This window comes from Pseudomonas sp. LTJR-52, from assembly GCF_003691465.1.
GTDB classification, from domain to species: Bacteria; Pseudomonadota; Gammaproteobacteria; order Pseudomonadales; family Pseudomonadaceae; genus Chryseomonas; species Chryseomonas luteola.
In genome coordinates this window covers 944328-965730 of sequence record NZ_CP033105.1, presented here as the reverse complement: position 1 = coordinate 965730, position 21403 = coordinate 944328, and the positions used below count along the sequence as shown (strand labels likewise).

The 21403-nt window shown below is 59.2% G+C and carries 15 protein-coding genes; 6 read left to right on the top strand and 9 right to left on the bottom strand.

The features are described 5' to 3' along the window. Positions 1-2 precede the first annotated feature (2 nt). From EAW52_RS04385 to EAW52_RS04370, 4 genes are all read right to left on the bottom strand, one after another. Complete coding sequence (locus EAW52_RS04385; protein WP_010795894.1) at positions 3-917, bottom strand: branched-chain amino acid ABC transporter permease; 915 nt, start codon at positions 915-917, stop codon at positions 3-5. A gap of 99 nt (positions 918-1016) precedes the next feature. Further along, positions 1017-2138 carry a branched-chain amino acid ABC transporter substrate-binding protein gene (locus EAW52_RS04380; RefSeq protein ID WP_010795895.1) on the bottom strand — a complete coding sequence of 374 codons (1122 nt, stop codon included), beginning with the start codon at positions 2136-2138 and terminating at the stop codon, positions 1017-1019. Between the two features lie 279 nt (positions 2139-2417). Next, positions 2418-3698, bottom strand: coding sequence for an FAD-binding oxidoreductase (locus EAW52_RS04375; RefSeq protein ID WP_122041546.1), 1281 nt, complete (start codon positions 3696-3698; stop codon positions 2418-2420). A 177-nt stretch (positions 3699-3875) separates the two neighbouring features. Beyond that, complete coding sequence (locus tag EAW52_RS04370; RefSeq protein WP_122041545.1) at positions 3876-5366, bottom strand: aldehyde dehydrogenase family protein; 1491 nt, start codon at positions 5364-5366, stop codon at positions 3876-3878. A gap of 147 nt (positions 5367-5513) precedes the next feature. Here EAW52_RS04370 and EAW52_RS04365 point away from each other — a divergent pair, with 147 nt between their 5' ends. Then, positions 5514-6413, top strand: coding sequence for a LysR substrate-binding domain-containing protein (locus EAW52_RS04365; RefSeq protein ID WP_122041544.1), 900 nt, complete (start codon positions 5514-5516; stop codon positions 6411-6413). 83 nt (positions 6414-6496) lie between these two features. On the opposite strand, the gene EAW52_RS04360 is transcribed toward EAW52_RS04365, so the two are convergent. Continuing rightward, the gene (locus EAW52_RS04360; RefSeq protein ID WP_162997583.1) at positions 6497-6856 is read right to left on the bottom strand and encodes a DUF5064 family protein; all 360 of its coding nucleotides are present in this window, start codon (positions 6854-6856) and stop codon (positions 6497-6499) included. A gap of 259 nt (positions 6857-7115) precedes the next feature. On the opposite strand from EAW52_RS04360, the gene arcD reads away from it, so the two are divergent. The 4 genes from arcD to arcC are packed head-to-tail and all read left to right on the top strand — an operon-like array spanning position 7116 to position 11800. Further along, positions 7116-8540: an arginine-ornithine antiporter gene (gene arcD / locus EAW52_RS04355; RefSeq protein ID WP_122041542.1), complete on the top strand. Its 1425-nt coding sequence runs from the start codon at positions 7116-7118 to the stop codon at positions 8538-8540. Between the two features lie 14 nt (positions 8541-8554). Further along, positions 8555-9811 carry an arginine deiminase gene (gene arcA / locus EAW52_RS04350; RefSeq protein ID WP_122041541.1) on the top strand — a complete coding sequence of 419 codons (1257 nt, stop codon included), beginning with the start codon at positions 8555-8557 and terminating at the stop codon, positions 9809-9811. A gap of 37 nt (positions 9812-9848) precedes the next feature. Further along, positions 9849-10859 carry an ornithine carbamoyltransferase gene (locus EAW52_RS04345; protein ID WP_122041540.1) on the top strand — a complete coding sequence of 337 codons (1011 nt, stop codon included), beginning with the start codon at positions 9849-9851 and terminating at the stop codon, positions 10857-10859. Between the two features lie 11 nt (positions 10860-10870). After that, positions 10871-11800, top strand: coding sequence for a carbamate kinase (arcC, locus tag EAW52_RS04340; protein WP_122041539.1), 930 nt, complete (start codon positions 10871-10873; stop codon positions 11798-11800). 55 nt (positions 11801-11855) lie between these two features. Here arcC and putA read toward each other — a convergent pair whose 3' ends face one another. Further along, on the bottom strand, positions 11856-15833 hold the full coding sequence (putA, locus tag EAW52_RS04335; RefSeq protein WP_122041538.1) for a trifunctional transcriptional regulator/proline dehydrogenase/L-glutamate gamma-semialdehyde dehydrogenase: 3978 nt from the start codon (positions 15831-15833) through the stop codon (positions 11856-11858). 438 nt (positions 15834-16271) lie between these two features. On the opposite strand from putA, the gene EAW52_RS04330 reads away from it, so the two are divergent. Continuing rightward, entirely contained in the window at positions 16272-16709 is a 438-nt protein-coding gene (locus EAW52_RS04330) for a MarR family winged helix-turn-helix transcriptional regulator (protein ID WP_256680812.1), read from the top strand. Positions 16710-16724: 15 nt separating this feature from the next. Here EAW52_RS04330 and EAW52_RS04325 read toward each other — a convergent pair whose 3' ends face one another. From EAW52_RS04325 to EAW52_RS04315, 3 genes are all read right to left on the bottom strand, one after another. Further along, the gene (locus EAW52_RS04325; RefSeq protein WP_122041536.1) at positions 16725-18143 is read right to left on the bottom strand and encodes a sugar porter family MFS transporter; all 1419 of its coding nucleotides are present in this window, start codon (positions 18141-18143) and stop codon (positions 16725-16727) included. Between the two features lie 266 nt (positions 18144-18409). Continuing rightward, positions 18410-20146: an acyl-CoA dehydrogenase family protein gene (locus EAW52_RS04320; protein WP_122041535.1), complete on the bottom strand. Its 1737-nt coding sequence runs from the start codon at positions 20144-20146 to the stop codon at positions 18410-18412. Positions 20147-20155: 9 nt separating this feature from the next. After that, complete coding sequence (locus EAW52_RS04315) at positions 20156-21403, bottom strand: thiolase family protein (RefSeq protein WP_122041534.1); 1248 nt, start codon at positions 21401-21403, stop codon at positions 20156-20158.

The following is a 21403-nucleotide window of genomic DNA, read 5'->3' as shown; positions in this document are numbered from 1 at the left end:
CATCACACCTTTGCCACGTGCGGCTTTCCAAGCAGCCCCTGGGGCCGGAAGATCAGAATCAGCACCAGTAGCGAGAAGCTGAAGACATCCTTGTAGTCGCTGTTCACAAGACCCGCGAATTGCGCCTCCGACACGCCCAGAATGATGCCGCCCAGCATGGCGCCCGGCAACGAGCCGATGCCGCCTAACACCGCCGCGGTAAACGCCTTGATACCAATGATGAAGCCGGCGTAGAAGTCGAACGTGCCGTAGTTCATGGTAATCAGTACACCGGCCAATGCCGCCATCGCAGCACCGATGATGAACACGTACGAGATCACCCGGTCGGTGTTGATGCCCAGAATCTGCGCCATCTTGCGATCCTGCTGAGTCGCGCGACACATGCGGCCCAATGTGGTCTTCTGGATCACATAGGTCAAAAGGCCCATGCCCACAATGGACGCAACGATGATGAAGATCTTGGTATAGGTGATGATGACAAAGCCTTCACCGATATGCAGGCGCAGCGCCCCATCGAGCAGCGTTGGTACCCCTTGTTGGCGAGCCCCTTGGGCCAGCTGCACATAGTTCTGCAGGATCAGCGACATCCCGATGGCCGAGATCAGCGGCGCAAGGCGGGTAGAGTTACGCAGCGGTTTGTAGGCGATTCGTTCGATTGCCCAACCATAAAGGCTGGTCACCACTACACAGAAGATAAGCGTGCCTAGGATCAGCACAGGAAAGGAATGCAGGCCGAAAAAGCTCAACAGGGCAATACCGATGGCTGCCAGATAGGCAGACACCATGTACACATCGCCGTGAGCGAAGTTGATCATGCCAATGATGCCGTACACCATCGTGTAACCGATGGCGATCAGCCCGTATACCGAGCCCAGGGTCAGGCCGTTGATGAGTTGTTGCAGGAAGATACCGTCCACGATGTCGTTCTCGCGCAAGCGGTTGAGTAAAGACGCGCCAGGACATCACCTCCGGCTTGGTCAGCCGGAGGTGAAAGACGCATGAACGCAGAAAGGGAATCAGGGCAACTGGTTGTATTTGCCTTTATCGTCCCACTCGTACATTACGTAGTCGGAGACTTTGAGGTCGCCCTTGCCATCCCAGGACTTTTCACCCAGAACGGTAGGAACGGTATGGCTCTTGAGCCATTCGGAGGCGGCTTCGCCATCCGTGCTGCCGGCGCCCTTGAAGGCAGCCGCCACGGCTTGCAAAGAGGCATAGGAATACAGCGTGTAGCCTTCCGGCTCATAACCCGAGGCGCGCAGCTTATCGACTACGCTTTTACCGGCCGGGCTTTTCAGCGGATCGGCACCAAAGGTCATCAACACCCCCTTGGTATATTGCGGGCCACCGGCGGTCGTTACCATGTCAGCCGAGACGATGCCATCACCTGAAACAAATTTGGCGTTTACGCCCTGCTCTCGCATCTGGCGGACCAGCGGGCCGGCTTCGGGGTGCAGACCGCCAAAGTAGACGACCTCGGCCCCAGAGGAGCGAATCTTGGTTACCAGGGAGTTGAAGTCCTTCTCACCGCGCGTCAGGCCTTCATAAAGCACTTCCTTCACGCCGCGCTTGGCCAGCTGAGCTTTCATGGCATCTGCCAGGCCTTGGCCGTAAGCATCCTTGTCATGGATAACGGCCACTTTTTTTGCCTTTAGCGTATCCACAATGTAGTTGGCTGCCACGACTCCCTGCTGGTCATCACGGCCACACATACGGAATACGCCTGCCAGACCGCGCTCGGTAATCTGTGGATTGGTTGATCCAGGCGTGATGGAGATTATTCCTGCCTCATCGTAAATCTCTGACGCTGGCAGCGTATTGGAGGAGCAGAAGTGGCCGATCACCGCCTTGACTCCTTCGGAATCGACCAAACGGTTAGCCACCGCTACCGCTTGTTTGGGCTCACAGGCATCGTCGCCCTGTACCAGTTTGATCTTTTCACCATTGATACCACCCGTGGCGTTAATGTCCTCAGCCGCCAGTGTTGCACCTTTCCAGAACTGCTCTCCGTAAGCGGCGTTAGCGCCAGTAAAGGGACCTGCAACACCGATGATGATATCGGCCTGAGCCAAAGCGGAAAACGAAAGAGCTGAGCCAATTGCGAGAGCCAGAATGCCTTTTCTGTAAATCGTCGACATGGGAGATTTGCTCCAGAGGGTTAGGTTGGCCCTCTCAAACCAGCAATCCACATGCCAGCGCTCTGATATCGTTAAAAATCTTCAAAATCATAGGTTTTTTTGAAAAATCAGAGGATTTTGCAAGAAATCGGCGAAATGCTCCGCTAGCCTGCGACTAAAGCAGCGCTTGCCTATGTGTAAGGTCACTCACGAAACATCGTTCAGGACAGCGAAACGGCCTAGATGCACTGTCCTGATCTTGTCATCCTCACCTCTTGCACCAATAAGTAACACTACGAGTTACACCACAATTCGCAAACACTGCCCCGCGTGGTAAAGACTAAAACCTGCTTCGTAGAGCGGGCTTCGCCATTGCCCTACCGGGTTGTGATCCCAGGGGACAAAGGGCATCGGTAGCACTTCGCTGTCACCGCTGCACAAGTAATGGGCAAAGGCCTTGCCTACAACGGTACCGGTCGTTACACCGCGCCCGTTATAACCGGTCATGGCGAGCAAACCGGGTGCCGGTTCGAACAGGCGCATCAGATGATCAGGCGTAAACGCGATGCATCCTGTCCAGGTGCATTCCCACTCGACCTTGCCAAGCGCAGGAAAATAATGCTGCTGAATGCGATCAGCCCAGGCCTCGATGAACCAGCCCGGACGGCTCGCCATATTGCCCAGGCTGCCTAGCAGCAAGCGTCCCGCTGCATCGCGCCGGATACTGCTGAGCACCGTGCGGGTATCCCAGGAGCCCTGCGCGCCGGGCAGGATAAAATCGGCTTCAGGCCCCAGCGGCCTGGAGGCGACCTGATAGTAATACCCCGGAAAGAATTGATTGCGCAGGGTAGTCCACTCGCCTTCGGTATAGGCGTTGGAAGCGATAAGCACCTGCTCGGCCAGCACGGCCCCCTGCCTCGTCACGACGCACCACTGTGAGCCCTGACGCTCAAGGCGAGTAACCGGTGACTGCTGATGGAGCTGAACGCCCTGCGCTAATGCCGCGCGGGCCAGCCCAAGGCTGTAGCCCATCGGGTTGATCGTGCCGGCACGGCGATCCAGCAGCGCGCCGGAGACATGGGCGGTGCCACAGGCCTCGATGCAGGCAGTACCGGTCAGCAATTCAACCGGTGCGCCCCGCCGTTGCCACTGCTCGGCACGGCGTTGCAGGTCAGCAAGACCCTTGCCGTTATGCGCCATGTGCAGTGTGCCCTTGTGCTGCGCCTGGCAATCTATGCCGTGGCGCTCGATCAGGGAGAAGACCTCATAGGGTGCGTTCCCCATGACCTTGAGCAGCTTTTCCCCTACCGCGGGCCCCAGCGTAGCGACCGCCTCGTCCGGCGGAATCCACATACCGGCATTGACCAGTCCGACGTTACGGCCGGAACCGCCATGCCCCACTTCATAGGCTTCCACCACTACCACACGCCTGCCCTGCTCCGCCAGGTGCAGGGCCGCCGAAAGCCCCGTAATGCCTGCACCGATGATGCAGACATCAGCCCTGGATTCGCCTTTCAAGGGTGGTGCATGGAGGGTATTAGGTGACAGGGTTTCCCACAGACATTGCTGGCGGAGCGGCATAGGTATTCCTTCACACAATGACGATATGAACCGTTAACCTTGAGGGTGAGGGTTTGGATGGGTATCGCCAGGGCCCAACCCATCCTACGACCGTACCGGCAGTCCCGCATCAACACCCTACAAAACTACCCGGTAGGGTGGATTGAGCGCAGCGATACCCATCACTTAAATCCCACCTCAATCAAACACGATCCCCTGCGCCAATGGCAGCTCGCGGGAGTAGTTCACCGTGTTGGTCTGGCGACGCATGTAGCTCTTCCAGGCATCGGAGCCGGACTCGCGGCCGCCGCCGGTTTCCTTCTCGCCGCCAAAGGCGCCCCCAATCTCGGCGCCGCTCGGGCCGATATTCACGTTGGCGATGCCGCAATCACTGCCCACCGCAGACAGGAAAGACTCGGCCTCGCGAATGTCCGTCGTGAAGATGCAGGACGACAAGCCTTGTGGCACCGCATTGTTCATGGCAATGGCCTCGTTGAACTCACGGTAAGTCATCACGTACAGGATCGGCGCAAAGGTTTCAGTCTGAACCGACTCGCTCTGCTCGGGCATCTCGACGATAGCCGGAGAGACGTAGTAACCGTTCGGGTACTGGTCCGCCAGTTGGCGCTCGCCTCCAAAAACAATACCGCCCTCTCCTTTGGCCTGTTCCAGACTGCCTTGCATGGCCTGGAAGCTTTGCGCATCGATCAGCGGGCCGACCAAGTTACCCTCTAGCGGATGGCCAATGCGTACCTTGGCATAAGCAGATTTCAAGCGAGTCACCAGCTCATCTTTGATCGACTCATGGGCAATCAGGCGGCGCAGTGTAGTGCACCGTTGACCGGCCGTACCCACAGCGCTGAACAGGATGGCGCGAACTGCCATGTCCAGATCGGCACTGGGCCCAACGATCATGGCATTGTTGCCGCCCAGCTCCAGCAGCGAACGGCCAAAGCGAGCCGCTACACGTGGCCCCACTTCACGGCCCATACGGGTGCTGCCGGTGGCGCTGACCAAGGCCACGCGTGGATCATCCACCAGCGCTTCACCGCTAGCACGGTCTCCTACGATGACTTGGCTCAGGTAGTCCGGTGCATCGCCAAAGGCTTTGACGGCGCGCTCAAACAGCGCCTGACAGGCCAATGCCGTCAGCGGCGTTTTTTCCGAAGGCTTCCATACCACGGAGTTACCGCAGACGAGGGCCAGGGCGGTGTTCCATGACCAGACCGCCACCGGAAAATTGAACGCACTGATCACGCCCACGACGCCCAGCGGGTGCCAGGTTTCACGCATGTGGTGACCGGGACGCTCAGAGGCGATCGTCAGGCCATACAGCTGACGGGACAGGCCAACGGCGAAGTCGCAGATATCGATCATTTCCTGTACTTCACCCAGCCCCTCCTGCGTGATCTTGCCGGCCTCCCAGGACACCAGCTCGCCCAGGTCGGCCTTGTGCTTGCGCAGCTCTTCGCCCAGCAGGCGGACCAGCTCACCACGACGTGGCGCCGGTACGGCGCGCCAGGCCTGGAAAGCCTTGTCGGCCCGGGTGATCTTTTGCTCCACCTCGGCGGCGCTTTCCAGCGTGACAGCGCCAAGCTGGCTGCCGTCGATAGGCGTGAATACGGCATGGTTGCCGTTCTGGTAAAGGCTTGGGTCAACGCCGAGACGGCTGAGCAGTGCATCAATCATGGCTGGCTCCTTAGGTCATTATGGGTTCAGTATTAGCCGGGAAGCGGCTGCTCAACAAACGACCTTTGCTCGGTTTATCATTCCTTTTTTTCATGAACGTTCTGCACGCAGCCTTAAATCTGCGCGCCGACTCAGGTTGGAGCTGTCATGTCCCGTCGCCACATACCCTCGATCACCGCCATGCAATGTTTCGAGGCCGTGGCACGGCACCTGAGCTTTACCCGTGCCGCCGAGGAGCTGAACCTGACTCAGAGTGCTGTGAGCAAGCAGGTGGCTCAGCTCGAAGAACAGCTGGGCCATCCACTTTTTCGACGCGTACGCCAGCGGTTGCAGATGACTCCAGCCGGCTCGCTGTACCTGTCTGAAGTCAGCAAGATTCTCACGCAGATCGAGATGTCGACCCATTACATGCGCTCCTATGGAGGTGAAACCGAGGTGCTGCGTGTAGCAACGCCTCCGACCTTTGGCGAGCGCTGGCTAATCCCACGCCTCAAGGGCTGGCGGCTACAGCATCCGATGATCCACCTGGACGTGCGTCATGAAGTCAAGAATATGGACGTCAACGAGCCGGCCTGTGACGTGGCACTGTTCGCCGGTCAGGGACGCTGGCCCGGTGCTGAATGTATTCCGTTGATGACTGAGGACATGGTGCCGGTCTGCGCACCCGGTCTCTGGCCCGAAGGGCACCTGAGCGATCCGACGCAGCTGGCCGATTACATTCTGCTCCAGAATGCAGCTCGCCCCGAGGCGTGGCACGAATGGTTCCAGAGCCAGGGCCTTCACACTGAACACAGCTACCACGGGCCGCGCTTCGACACCTTTACCATGTGCATCCGCGCGGCGCAGGTGGGCTGCGGTGTCGCCCTGGTGCCACGCTTTCTCATCGACGAGGAGCTGGCCGAGGGTAAGCTGGTCATTGCCTGGCCGCACAGCATGACCAGTCCACATACGTATTATCTCGGCTATCCCGAGCATGCAGCGGAAGTCCCCAAGATCCGAAAGTTCGTCGCCTGGATACGCGAGCGGATCGATACGCCTACCGTTTGAGTCATGCCGTTATTGGCACGGAGGTGTTGTGAAGGCCTTGAATGAGGCCGTGCAGGCCGGGGACAGAATGGGCCCAACGCACATCACCCCCGGCTCAGAAACCATTCCAGGTCCACCGGGTCACCCGGCTTGAGCTGCAGGCGCCGACGCAGATCGGCAAACAACGGATCGTAGTCATCATGCCATGAAAAGACGCAGGCAGTACACGGCTCCAGTCCATAGTCCCGAAGGCGGCGGCTGATCACTGACAGAAAATTGCAGGCCACATCGCGGCGCAACTCGAACGTTTCGCGGACGGTCTGCTCACCTACTGTGCCGTTGAGGTCAAACCGTACGACCTGTTCGCGCGACGGAGGCGTCACCTCGTAGGTCAGGCTCAGGCGAAAGGCTGGCTGTTGCGGGTTACCCAGCCGCTGCACGTCAAGACGACCCGGCTCGTACATGATTTTCACTCCTCCCGCCGCTTGGCAGATTGCGTTCACATCAGACCGTTTGGCGGTCTTCTGGCTAGCGTAATGGATCTGCACGGCCAAAATATGCGCCGCAGAGCACTTCATTGCTTCAGGTCAATCCACAACGATCTATTGAGGCATTGATCTCCAATAGCGCGTGTTCAAACAATCGTTCGTCTCCTTGATCCAGGTCATTGGCCATTTTTCCTGCAGGTTCCTAATAGGCTCAAACCCGTAAGGAAATGCCGTCATGACCACAGCACAAACACAAAAGTTAAGGCTGGGCGCGCTGACTGCCCTCGTCGTGGGATCGATGATCGGGGGCGGCATTTTTTCACTGCCGCAAAACATGGCCCAAAGTGCAGGCGCGGGCGCCGTGCTGATCGGCTGGGCCATTACCGCTGTCGGCATGCTGACCCTGGCCTTCGTTTTCCAGACCCTCGCCAACCGTAAGCCCGAACTGGATGCCGGTGTCTACGCCTACGCCAAGGCAGGGTTCGGTGACTACATGGGCTTCTCTTCCGCCTGGGGTTACTGGATCAGCGCCTGGCTCGGCAATGTCAGTTACTTCGTGCTCCTGTTCAGTACGCTGGGTCTTTTCGTTCCGGCGTTTGGCGAGGGCAACACGCCGCTGGCCATCCTGTGTGCCTCGGCCGTCCTGTGGGGCGTACATTTGCTGGTCCTGCGCGGCGTACATGAAGCCGCCTTCATCAACCTCGTCACCACAATCGCCAAGATCGTTCCGCTGGTGATGTTCATCGTGCTTGCGGGCGTAGCGTTCCGCCTGGATATCTTCACAGCGGACTTCTGGGGCACACCGGATTCAGGCAGTGTCATGAACCAGGTGCGCAACATGATGCTGGTGACTGTGTGGGTCTTCATCGGGATCGAAGGCGCCAGCGTGTATTCCGCACGTGCCGAGAAACGCCGTGATGTGGGTAAGGCAACCGTGATCGGCTTTCTTGGCACGCTGCTGTTACTCGTGCTGGTCAACGTCCTGTCGCTGGGCGTCATGAGCCAACCGGAACTGGCCGGACTCAAGAACCCCTCCATGGCAGGCGTACTGGAGCATATCGTTGGTCATTGGGGTGCGGTATTGATCAGCGTAGGGCTGGTGATCTCGTTAGCCGGGGCCTTGCTCTCCTGGACATTGCTCTGCGCCGAGATTCTCTATGCCGCCGCCCGCGACAACACCATGCCGCGTTTCCTGCGCAAGGAGAACGCCAACCATGCGCCCAGCAATGCACTGTGGCTGTCCAATGGGCTGATCCAGCTGTTCCTGGTGATCACCCTGTTTGCCGCCAGCACTTACACCAGCCTGCTGTACCTGGCCACCTCCATGATTCTGGTGCCGTACTTCTGGTCGGCGGCCTATGCCCTGCTGATCGGCGTACGAGGCGAGTCCTACGAGGCCGCCTCCCATGAACGCAGCAAGGACCTGATCATTGCCGTCATTGCCACCCTCTACAGCGCCTGGCTGCTCTATGCCGGCGGCATGAAATACCTGCTGCTTTCCGCCCTGCTCTATGCCCCTGGCGCAATCCTGTTCGCTAAAGCCAAACACGAGCTGGGCCAGCCCGTTTTCACCGCTGTTGAAAAACTGATCTTCGCCGCCGTCGTGCTGGGCGCTGCCATAGCAGCCTACGGTCTGTACGCCGGCTTCCTGACCCTGTGACAAGGAGAACAGACATGACCGTTAACTCAAGCCCGCTCGGCGTGCATTCGGAAGTCGGCAAACTGCGCAAAGTACTGGTCTGCTCGCCCGGACTGGCCCATCAGCGCCTGACCCCCAGCAATTGTGACGACCTGCTGTTCGACGATGTGATCTGGGTAAATCAGGCCAAGCGCGATCACTTCGACTTTGTCACCAAAATGCGTGAGCGTGGGGTGGAAGTGCTGGAGATGCACAATCTGCTCACCGAGACCGTGAAGAATCCCGAAGCGCTGAAGTGGATTCTGGACCGCAAGATCGTACCTAATCAGGTCGGCATAGGCTTGGTCAACGAAACCCGTGCCTGGCTCGAAAGCCAGGAGCCCCGCCATCTGGCCGAATTCCTGATTGGCGGTGTGTCCGGTTCGGACCTTCCCGACACCAGCGGCAGTGAGATGGTCAAGATGTTCCGGGATTACCTGGGCCACTCCAGTTTTGTGTTACCGCCCTTGCCCAACACCCAGTTCACCCGTGATACCACCTGCTGGATCTACGGCGGCGTCACGCTGAATCCGATGTTCTGGCCAGCCCGTCGCCAGGAAACACTGCTGACAGCGGCCATCTACAAGTTTGCTCCGGAATTCGCCGATCAGCACTTCAACATCTGGTATGGAGACCCAGATGTGGACCACGGCCTTGCCACCCTGGAGGGCGGCGACGTCATGCCTATCGGAAAAGGCATATTGCTGATTGGCATGGGCGAGCGCACCTCGCGGCAAGCCATTGGCCAACTGGCGCAAAACCTGTTCAAGGCAGGCGCAGTGGAGCGGATCATCGTGGCCGGCCTCCCCAAATCCCGTGCGGCCATGCACCTGGATACCGTGTTCAGCTTTTGCGACCGCGATCTGGTCACTGTCTACCCGGAAGTGGCCAATGCCATCGTGCCGTTCAGCCTGAGGCCGGATGAAAGCAAGCCGGGCGGTATCGACATCCGCCGCGAACCCAAACCCTTCCTCGATACCGTGGCCGAAGCGCTGGGCCTCAAGGCGTTGCGCGTCGTGCTGACCGGTGGTGACAGCTACGAAGCTGAACGTGAGCAATGGGATGACGGCAATAATGTGGTCGCCCTGGAACCCGGCGTTGTGATCGGCTATGACCGCAATACTTACACCAACACCCAGCTACGCAAGGCAGGGGTCGAAGTCATCACCATCAGCGCCAGTGAGCTTGGCCGGGGCCGGGGCGGCGGCCACTGCATGACCTGCCCGATCGTACGTGACCCTGTCGATTACTAGTCCTACCCGCCCCTACCGGAACCTCAGGAGAATTCACATGGCTTTCAACATTCGCAACCGCAACCTGCTCAGCCTGGCCCACCATACTCCGCGGGAGATCCGCTACCTGCTGGACCTCGCCCGCGACCTCAAGCGCGCCAAGTACACCGGCAACGAGCAGCAGCACCTCAAGGGCAACAACATTGCCCTTATCTTCGAAAAGACCTCGACCCGCACCCGCTGCGCCTTCGAAGTAGCCGCCCATGACCAGGGCGCGCACGTCACTTACATCGACCCGACCTCCTCCCAGATCGGCCACAAGGAGACCATGAAGGACACCGCCCGTGTGCTTGGCCGCATGTATGACGCCATTGAGTACCGCGGCTTCAGCCAGGAGACGGTGGAAGAGCTGGCCAAATACGCAGGCGTGCCGGTGTACAACGGCCTGACCGATGAATACCACCCCACCCAGATGCTGGCCGACGTGCTGACCATGCAGGAAAACAGCGACAAACCGCTGCATGACATCAGCTACGCCTACCTGGGCGATGCACGCAACAACATGGGCAACTCACTGCTACTGATTGGTTGCAAGCTGGGCATGGACGTGCGCATCGGCGCGCCAAAGGCCTTGTGGCCACACGAAGACTGGATCAAGGAGTGCAAGGCCATCGCCGAGGAGACTGGCGCACGCGTTACATTGACTGAAGACCCCAAGGAAGCGGTTCAGGGCGTCGACTTTGTGCATACCGATGTCTGGGTGTCCATGGGCGAACCCGTGGAAGCCTGGGGTGAGCGCATTCAGTTGCTCCTGCCTTACCAGGTCAACAGCGATCTGATGAAGGCGACCGGCAGTCCACGGACCAAGTTCATGCATTGCCTGCCTGCGTTCCATAATGCTGAAACCAAGGTTGGCAAGCAGATTGCCGAAAAATACCCGCACCTTGCCAATGGTATCGAAGTGACCGATGACCTATTCGAGTCGCCCGCCTCAATTGTGTTCGAACAGGCGGAAAACCGGATGCATACCATCAAGGCCGTTCTGGTCGCTACTCTCGCTGACCTGTAAGGAGTCGCACCATGCGTATCGTCGTCGCTCTGGGGGGTAATGCCCTGCTTCGCCGAGGCGAACCCCTTACCGCTGAGAACCAGCGGGAGAACGTCAGGATCGCCACCGGGCAACTGGCCAAGATCGTGGACGGCAACGAGCTGGTCATTGCCCATGGCAATGGCCCCCAGGTCGGGCTGTTGGCCCTGCAGGGTGCAGCCTATACGGATGTAAGCCCCTACCCCCTGGATGTGCTGGGCGCCCAGACCGAAGGCTCCATTGGCTACATGATCGAGCAGGAGCTGGGCAACCTGCTTCCGTATGAGGTACCGTTCGCTACGCTGTTGACTCAAGTAGAGGTGGATGCTGCCGACCCAGCGTTCCAACATCCCACCAAACCCATCGGCCCGGTCTATAGTCGGGAGCAGGCCGAACAGCTCAAGGCGGAAAAGGGCTGGGCCATTGCCGCAGATGGCGACAAATTCCGCCGCGTGGTAGCCAGCCCCCAACCCAAACGCATCTTCGAGATTCGCCCGATTAAGTGGCTCCTGGAAAAAGGCACCATTGTCATCTGCGCAGGCGGCGGCGGGATTCCCACCTGCTATGACCACCACGGACGCCTGAAAGGTATCGAGGCGGTCATCGACAAGGATCTCTGCTCATCCCTGCTGGCGCAGGAGCTGGACGCGGACCTGCTAGTGATTGCCACTGACGTGGACGCAGCCTATATCAAGTGGGGCAAGCCCGACCAGAAAGCGATTGCCCAAGCCCACCCCGAGGCCTTGGAAGCGCTCGGGTTCGCGGCAGGCTCCATGGGACCCAAGGTCCAGGCGGCCTGCGAGTTTGCCCGTAAGACTGGGAAGGCGGCTGTCATCGGCTCGCTGTCGGACATCGAGGCCATTACACAGGGTCGCGCCGGAACACGAGTCACAGTGGAGGCGGAGGGCATCCTGTATCGATAAACCCTGCAGAAACGAAAAGGCCCGGATAAACCGGGCCTTTTCATGGGCGGAGCAATCAGCTGATGGTCATCAGGCTGGCGTTACCGCCGGCTGCTGCGGTGTTGACGCTTACCGCGCGCTCGATGAGCAGGCGCTCCAGCGGAATCGCGGTTTCGCCCTGGGACAATCCCTGAACGCCCACGATCGGACCGCTACGCTGGGCTGCCTGCTGGCAGACCTGACGCAGCTGATCGGAGTCACCGTGATGCAGGATGGCATCGAAGTGCTCCTCGTCCTTGGTCCAGTCGGACGTCGTCTGGATACGAGCCTGAACAGCCTTGGGCAAACGACCACGCAGCGCACGAGACAGATCGTTCTGCACCCACAGCGCGGTGCTGCCGACTGCCAGTACCGCTGCCAGCTGGGTCATCAGATCCGCTTCGTCATCCGCCAGACAGAGCACACGCTCACGTGGCAGCAGGCTGTAGGTGTTGCGCTCACCCGTCGGACCGGCCAGCAAGCGAGTCACACCGCTGACGGTCTGCCTGGCGAATGCCTGGCACAGCTCGGCCAAATCGGTGTTGTTCTGCTCGCTTGCCCACTTCTGCAATGCTTCGAGCGGCTTGCCCTGGCGCTGTTCCATTTGGGTACGCAGGGTCAGGTCAGATGGACTTTCCTGATCGTCACGGGCAAATGCCTGGGCCACTCCGTCTACCGGACGGGTAGACAGGAGGCGGTACAGGTACACCGGACCACCGGCCTTCGGACCTGTACCGGACAAGCCTTCGCCACCGAAAGGCTGCACGCCGACCACTGCGCCTACCATGTTGCGGTTGACGTAGAGGTTACCGGCCTGAGCCTTTTCCACAACCTGGGCAATGGTTTCGTCGATGCGGGTATGCACACCCAGCGTCAGGCCATAACCCGTAGCGTTGATCTGATCCATCAGGCGGTTCAGGTCCTGACGGGCATAACGCACCACGTGCAGCACCGGACCGAAGATTTCACGCTCCAGCTCATCCAGACTTTCCAGCTCGATCAGCGTTGGCATTACAAAGGTGCCGCGATGGGTCGCGCCATCGTTGTTGCGTGCAATCTGGTAAACCGTACGGCCTTTGGCGCGCATGCCCTGGATGTGCTTGTCGATGTTGGCCTTGGCTTCGGCATCGATCACCGGGCCGATGTCTACCGGTAGGTTATCTGGATTGCCGATGCGGCATTCAGCCATCGCGCCCTTGAGCATCTCAAGAATGCGATCCGCCACGTCTTCCTGCACACACAGGACGCGCAAGGCGGAGCAGCGCTGACCGGCGCTGTCGAACGCTGATGCCACGACGTCGGTTACCACCTGCTCGGCCAGTGCCGAGGAATCCACGATCATTGCGTTCTGGCCACCGGTTTCGGCGATCAGCGGAATCGGACGGCCATGAGCATCCAGGCGACCGGCAATGTTACGGGAAATAATGTTGGCGACTTCGGTCGAACCGGTGAACATCACGCCTTTCACACGCTCATCGCTGACCAGTGCCGAACCTACGGTATGACCCTGGCCTGGCAGCAATTGCACGACGCCTTCCGGCACACCGGCTTCCAACAGGATACGAACAGCCTGAGCTGCGATCAGTGGTGTCTGCTCGGCAGGCTTGGCCAGTACGGTATTACCCGCTGCCAGTGCGGCTGCAACTTGACCGGTAAAGATCGCCAGCGGGAAGTTCCACGGGCTGATGCATACGACCGGCCCTAGCGGACGGTGGGTGTCATTGGCGAAATCACGGCGCACCTGAGCGGCGTAATACCGTAGGAAGTCGACCGCCTCGCGCACTTCGGCAATGGCGTTGGCAAAGGTCTTGCCGGCTTCACGAACCAGCAGGCCCATGAGTGGCTGAATTTGCGCTTCCATCAGGTTGGCCGCGGTTTCGAGCACGGCGGCACGCTGGTCCGGCGGTGTGGACTGCCAGATCGGTGCAGCGGTCAATGCACTGTTCAGCGCATTGTCCACGTCCTGGACGCTGGCGTTCTGCACATAACCCACCACGTCACGGTGATCGGCTGGGTTCTGGATGGCCTGGGGAATGCCTACTTCAGCCGGGCAGCCCAGCATGGGCGCTGCACGCCATTCGGTGTTGTTACTATGTAACAACGCACCTGACAACGAGCCCAGTCGATGCTCATTGGCCAAGTCAATACCGCTGGAATTCAAGCGGCCTTCGCCATACAGCTGGCTGGGCAGCGGAATGCGTGGATGTGGCAGGCCTAATTTACCTTCTTGTGCTGCGATCTGCTCGATCGTCACGACCGGATCGGCTACCAACTCTTTCAAGGAGATAGAGTGGTCGGCAATACGGTTGACGAAAGAGGTGTTCGCGCCGTTTTCCAGCAGGCGACGCACGAGGTAGGCCAGCAGGGTTTCATGCGTTCCCACCGGCGCATAGATACGGCACGGGCGGTTCAGCTTGCCATCGGCCACCTTGCCGACGACCTGCTCGTACAGCGGCTCGCCCATGCCATGCAGGCACTGGAACTCGTACTGCCCGGGATAGTAATTCTGACCTGCGATCTGGTAGATCGCCGCCAGGGTGTGGGCGTTGTGAGTAGCGAACTGTGGGTAGATCACTTCCGGCACGGCCAGCAGCTTGCGCGCACACGCTATGTAGGACACATCGGTATACACCTTGCGGGTGTAAACCGGATAACCTTCCAGACCTTCAACCTGGGCACGCTTGATCTCGCTGTCCCAGTACGCGCCCTTCACCAGACGGATCATCAGGCGATGACGGCTGCGGCGCGCCAGATCGATCACATAATCGATCACGAACGGACAACGCTTCTGGTAGGCCTGGATGACAAAACCAATCCCGTTCCAGCCAGCCAGGCTGGACTCGAAGCACAGGCGCTCCAGCAAATCGAGGGAAATTTCCAGGCGATCAGCTTCTTCGGCATCGATGTTGATACCGATGTCGTACTGCTTAGCCAGCAGGGTCAAATTCAGCAGGCGCGGATACAGCTCGTCCATGACGCGCTCGTACTGTGCACGGCTGTAGCGCGGATGCAGGGCGGACAGCTTGATGGAGATGCCCGGGCCCTCATAGATGCCACGGCCATGAGAGGCTTTGCCGATGGAGTGAATAGCCTGCTCGTAGGACGCCAGATAACGCTGGGCATCCTCCTCAGTCAGGGCCGCTTCACCCAGCATGTCGTAGGAGTAGCGGAAGCCCTTGGCTTCAAGCGCGCTGGCATTGGCCAGGGCTTCGGCAATGGTTTCGCCGGTGACGAACTGCTCGCCCATCAGGCGCATCGCCATGTCTACACCCTTGCGGATGACCGGCTCGCCGCTCTTGCCGATGAGGCGATTGAGCGAGCTGGAAAGACCCGCCTCGTTGTGGGTGGAGACCAGCTTGCCCGTTAGCAACAGCCCCCAAGTCGCTGCGTTGACGAATAGCGACGGGCTGTTGCCCAGGTGTGGCTGCCAGTTGCCCTTGCTGATCTTGTCGCGGATCAGGGCATCACGGGTGCCCTTGTCCGGGATACGCAGCAGCGCTTCGGCCAGACACATCAGCGCCACGCCTTCCTGAGAAGACAGGGAAAATTCGCGCAGCAGGCTCTGGACCATGCCGGAGCGGCCACCAGCGCCCTTCTGGTTACGTAGCTTTTCAGCAATGCTGTACGCAAGCTTGTACGCGGCATCGGCAGTAGTTGCGGGGAGACGCGCCTGCTCAAGCAGCATGGGCACCATCTCTTCTTCCGGACGGCGATAGGCGGCCGTCACGGCAGAGCGCAGCGCAGACTGCGGCAGGATGCTTTCGGCAAATTCAAGGAATGGCTGATAGACCGGATCAGCCAGGGCTTCTACTACTTCGTTGTCACCTTCGCCCAGTCGTGCCGCAATATTCTGCAACTCGTCGACACTTACACCTTTTTCCAATGTCTCCAGGTACGTGTAGATTGCCTGTTTGATCAACCAATGGGGTGTACGGTCGATAAGGCGAGCGGCCTCTTTCAAACGTTCACGGGTGGCTTCGTCGAGTTTCACGCCTAGCGTAGTAGTAGTTGCCATTGAACAGCCTTTTTTAATTGGAAGTGCTACACGGTGGCGGCAAGCATAGAGGCTACCTCTGCATGGTGCAACCAAGTGCAACCCAGGAAACCGACAAAGGCGCAACCGTCTGTCTCTTGACCGCCGGAAGACGCCGCCCCATCTCGTTAGAACCTGTCTACATCAAGGCTTCAAGCCTGCCAGTACAAAATAGCCTGCTCACTCTTGCGTTGTGTTGATTTGCCGCTTTTATGCTGATTCGGACGAGCCGCAAAGGCCGGGTTGCACCTAAGCCTGCTTTGACCTTCTGGAAAGCACTGGTGGTAGCGACAATACCCCTACGATGTATAAGAAAATACGTGACTTGTATATTGTCTGCCCGCATTATTCGATGATCATGACGAAACCGTTTCTCATTCAATGAATAAAAAACAGCAGGTTGCAGTCGATACGACCGATATGGAAGAAAGCAGCGAAATCAACTCGCCATTTCTGGACGAGGTGATCGGCTATGCCTTGCGTCGGGCTCAGCTGAAAGTCTTCCAGCATCTGATCAATGAGCTGGAAGCCTATGATCTTCGCCCCGCCCAGTTCACCGCCCTTACGCTGATCGAGCAGAACCCGGGCCTCATGCAGGCCGAGCTGGCGCGCGCACTGGCCATCGAGCCACCGCAGATGGTTATCATGCTGAACAAGCTGGAAGCGCTGGGCCTTGCGCTGCGCATACGCTGCAAGGCCGACAAGCGCTCCTATGGCATCTTTCTGAGCAAAACCGGCGAGACCCTCCTCAAGCAGCTCAAGGACGTGGCTATCCGCAGTGACAACGAGGCCACCGCCGCCCTGAGTACCGAGGAGCGGCAGCAACTGCTGCACTTGTTGCACAAGGTCTACCGGTAGCCCAGCGCATTACATTTACGCGGGCTGCTTGTGGGTGCGATGGGGCAGGAAGGAACCGGCCTTCAGTGACCGCTCGATGTCTTCCAGGCTTCGTCCACCCGTTTCCGGGACCAGGAAGAAGATGAAGACCCAGCCCAGGACATTGAGTCCGGCGTAAACCCACATCGCACCGCCTACACCCAGCCATTGCGTCATGGTCAAGGCAGTCCCGGTCAGCAATAGATTGGACCCCCAGAGCATGGCGGCATGAGCACCAGTCGCCTGATCCCGAATAGCCAGCGGATAGATTTCTGATCCGGTCAGCCAGCCTACCACCTGGATGCCGCCTGCGTTGAAGATCATGAAGACGATCAGGCACCCCACTACCCACCAGCCCTGCGAATCGCCCGCCAAATTGAAGTGCAGCACGGCGCCCAATACCAGAAGCGCCACCACTGCCCCCGGAATCATCGCCAGGCTCAGCGTTCGACGTCCGACCTTATCGACAATCAGCTTACCGATTACCGTCATGACCAGATAAGTAATTGCCACGCCAAGAGCTGACCACAGCGCAGCGGACGCGCCAAAGCCGGCATCCTTCAGAAACGTCGGCGTGTAATAGATCATCATCTCGATACCGCTGAGTTGGGTAAACGCCGCTACGCCCAGGCCGGCCACAAGCGCCGGTCGTAACCACGGTTGGCGCATGGCCCGCCAGCCTGTTACCGAATGCTCCTCCTTCTTGTCCACGACCTCCTGAATATCCGCAATCTCTTCGCGCACCTCCCCCGTAGTATCCCGCACCTTAGACAGCTCATGCCTGGCCTCTTTCGGACGGTCCTGCTCGACCAGCCACCGTGGACTTCTCGGCATTCGGGTCATGCCAAACAACAGCACCAGCGAAGGTACAAGCGCAACCCCCATCATCCAGCGCCAGGTAAAGAGGTTCTGGCCAGCCACCCCCACAATCGCAGCCAGGAGAATCCCTACACCAATGGAAACGTTGAAATAGGTCACCAAGCGACCCCGCTTTTCAGGAGGTGCCAGCTCAGCGATGTAGGTGGGGACAATTTGTGTCGAGCCGCCGACTGCAAAGCCCAGCACCAGGCGAGACAGTCCTAGGCACCAGACATTGGGAGAGATGGCAGCAGCAACCACCCCCACACAATAGATACCCGCCACGATCACGATGGTCAGCCGACGCCCAAGCCTTGCCGACATACGTGTCGAACTCAGGGCACCGATTACCGCACCCAGCAAGATGGCGGCCGTGACAAGCTCCTGGGCACGGTGATTAAGCTCGAAGTCCTGGGCAATTTGTGGAAGGGCACCGGAGATGATGCCTGTATCATAGCCGTACAACCCTCCGGCGATGGCTGCAACGGTAGCCACCATTGCCATATAGGCCTTGGGCTTGATATGGCTCTCGTTTTCGGAGCTAACAGCGTCTGCCATGAAGTTACCTGTCATATGGGAGGGATATGAAGGTATGGAGAGAACCGTTACCCATGTGGTTCCGCCTGCCGCATGACGCTTGCGGTCAGCCTTGACACGATCAAGGTCTTACAACCGCTCAGACATGGCGCTTTCAGCGCTCAAGGGCCATAAAACGATAAACAACCCCTACAAAGAAAAGCTGACGAAATGCCTGCCATCGCCCCATTATGCCTGCCGTTTTCACACCAATTACTGCCAGATCCCGACCGTTTCGCCACTATCTCCTATAAAGCAGGTAAAGGTGCCCGGCTCACCTTGATAGCGTCCGCGGTCTGCGCAACATTGAGCAGCAGATAGTCAAACGCGAAGCGGGCCGTTTCGCTTTTGGTTCTATAAAATGCATCTTCCTGACGGGACTCGGCCAGCCGAGCCGTACGTGCCCAGACAAATGCCAACCCTAACCAGCCCTGCAAGCGCAGATAATCCAACGCAGCGCGGTAGGGCCATTCCGAATCGCTGGAACTCATCAAGTCCGCTGTCACCTGCCAAGTCTGGTGGCAGGCCTGTCTTAACGCCGCACCATAAGACTTGCACGAAGGCGTTGCTAAACACCGCTCGGCTTCTGTCTGATAGTGCTCCAGGAGCCTCCCCAGCGCTGCTCCTTTGTCGCCAATGACCTTGCGCACGAGCAGGTCATTGGCCTGAATTTCATTGGTGCCCTCATAGATCATGGCGATCCGGCTGTCGCGCAGGGTCTGCTCAATGCCAAAGTCTGTCACGTAGCCATAACCACCCAGCACCTGCAGCGCCGCACTGGCCTGCTGAAACCCCTGCTCGGTAAAGAATGCCTTGATGACCGGTGTCAGCAGCGATGCCAGTTGATGGGCACGGGCGCGCTCATCGGCCTCTGTCGCATGCTCGGCCAGATCCAGCAGATGCGCTCCCCAGTACCCCAGCGCCCGCATTCCTTCACTACAAGCCCGTAGTTCCAGCAAAACGCGTCGCATGGCCGGATGATGGACAAGCAGATCGGCTGCTTCAGCCGTCTCTTCAGAGCGCTTCGGCGCGCGCATTTGCCTTCTTTCCGAGGCATAGGCAAGTGCCTGTTGATAGGCCGACTCGACATGTCCCAACCCTTGCAGCCCTACATGCAGGCGTGCCGAATTCATCATGACAAACATTGCCGCCAATCCCCGATGGGGCTCGCCAATCAACCAGCCGCAGGCCCCCTCGAAACGCAAGGCACAGGTTGCACTGCCCTTGATACCCATCTTGTGCTCCAGGCTCTCGCAGTACACGCCATTAGCCGTGCCCTCAAGCACCTTGGGCACCAGGAACAGGGACAACCCGCGGCTACCGACAGGCGCATCAGGAAGGCGAGCCAGTACAAGATGCACGATGTTGGATGTCAGATCATGTTCGCCACCCGAGATGAACAGCTTGCTGCCGTCGAGCAGATAGCGTCCCTCCTCTATCGGCTCTGCCCGGGTACGAATCAGGCCAACGTCACTGCCGGCCTGGGGCTCGGTGATGCACATGGTGGCAAGCCACTCGCCACTTACAAGCTTGCCAAGGTAGGCATCCTTGAGCGCTTCTGAGGCATGGGCACGCAGGCATTCGTATGCACCATGGGCAATACCGGGATACATGGCCCAGGCATGGTTGGCGGAAACCAGCATTTCCTGAAGCGCCGCGTCCAGTAACTGTGGCAGGCCCTGCCCTCCCCAGGCCGGGTCACAAGCCAAGGCGGGCCAGCCACCCTCGACATAGGCCTGATAGGCCTCGGCAAACCCGGACGGCGTCGTCACCTGTCCATCCTGCAGCTGGCAGCCCTGACGATCGCCCGAGGTGTTAAGCGGCGCCAACCTGTCGGCACTAAAACGCCCCGCTTCCTCCAGGATTTGCATGGATAGATCAGCGTCCACTTCGCTAAAGGCTGGTATTACAGACCAAGTCGAAGGAGCATCGAGCCATTCATTAATAACGAACCGCATATCGCGCAGCGGAGGGTGATAGGCCATGGCATCCTCTTAACGATAGTTCGGATTTTCAATCAGCACCGCCATGCCTTGCCCGCCGCCCACACACGCGGCGGCAATGCCATAGCGTTCGTGGTTGGCCTGTAGCTGTCGCGCAAGGGTAAGCGTCAGGCGCAGGCCGGTTGCGGCCAGGGGATGTCCCAGCGCAATCGCACCGCCACAGGTATTCAGCCTTTCCGGATCGATATCCAGTTCACGCTGGACAGCTAACACCTGAGCGCCCTGCGCCTCGTTGATCTCGAAGCGAGCGATCTCCGCCAGCGTCAGCCCACTGCGCTCGAGCAGCAGGCGAATGGCCGGCGCCGGACCGATACCCATTACTTCTGGAGCAACCCCGACCGCGGTAGCGGCCAACAGGTTGGCTAGCGGTGGCCCGTCTGTCCGGCTCGACCTTCTGGCCACGACCATCGCCGCAGCACCATCAACCACTGCACAGCTGTTGCCTGCCGTCTGCACACCGCCCTCGTGAATCGCGGCGAGCCGGGCCAGGGCCTCGAGTGACGTAGGCCGCGGATGACTATCGACAGCGACAGAGGCGATACGACGTGGCAATTGAATACCCCGTGCGCGATACCCTTCCAGCCGGAATTCTTCTGTTTGCACAGGGACAATTTCATCCGCAAACCAACCGGCCTCCTGTGCTGCCAGCGCCCGGTTGAAGCTTGCCAATGCATAAGTATCAACCTCGGCACGCGTAAGGCTGTAGCGACGGGCCAGATTTTCAGCGGTGCCAATCATGTCGATACCCGGTGCCGGGTCCATCAGGGCCTCCCAGAGAAAGTCCTTGAACTCCACCGAGGCTCCCAGGCGAAAACCGCTCCGGTGCGTATAGGCCGCAATGGGATTGCGAGACATGGACTCGCTGGCGACGCACAAGGCGATCTCGGCCTGACCCAAGCCAATCTGTTCACCCGCCTGACGCAGCAACTCGAAACCGGTGCCACAGATACGCTGGACTTGCAGGGCCGGCACCTCTAAGGGAACGCCCGCATAAAGGCCGATGTGTCGGGGTAACAGGTAAGCATCGAAACTGGCCTGAGCGACAGACCCTGCCAGAACGCTATCGACCTGATCCGGCGCCACGCCACTGCGCGCTAGCACCTCACGCGCGACCTTGATGCCCAGGTCAATCGGTGAAACCTGCCCCAGCGCGCCGCAGTAATCTACCCAGGGTGTACGGACACCCCCAAGCAGCACCACGTCGTCGAATGCAGAATACAAGCCCTGTTGTCGCGCCAT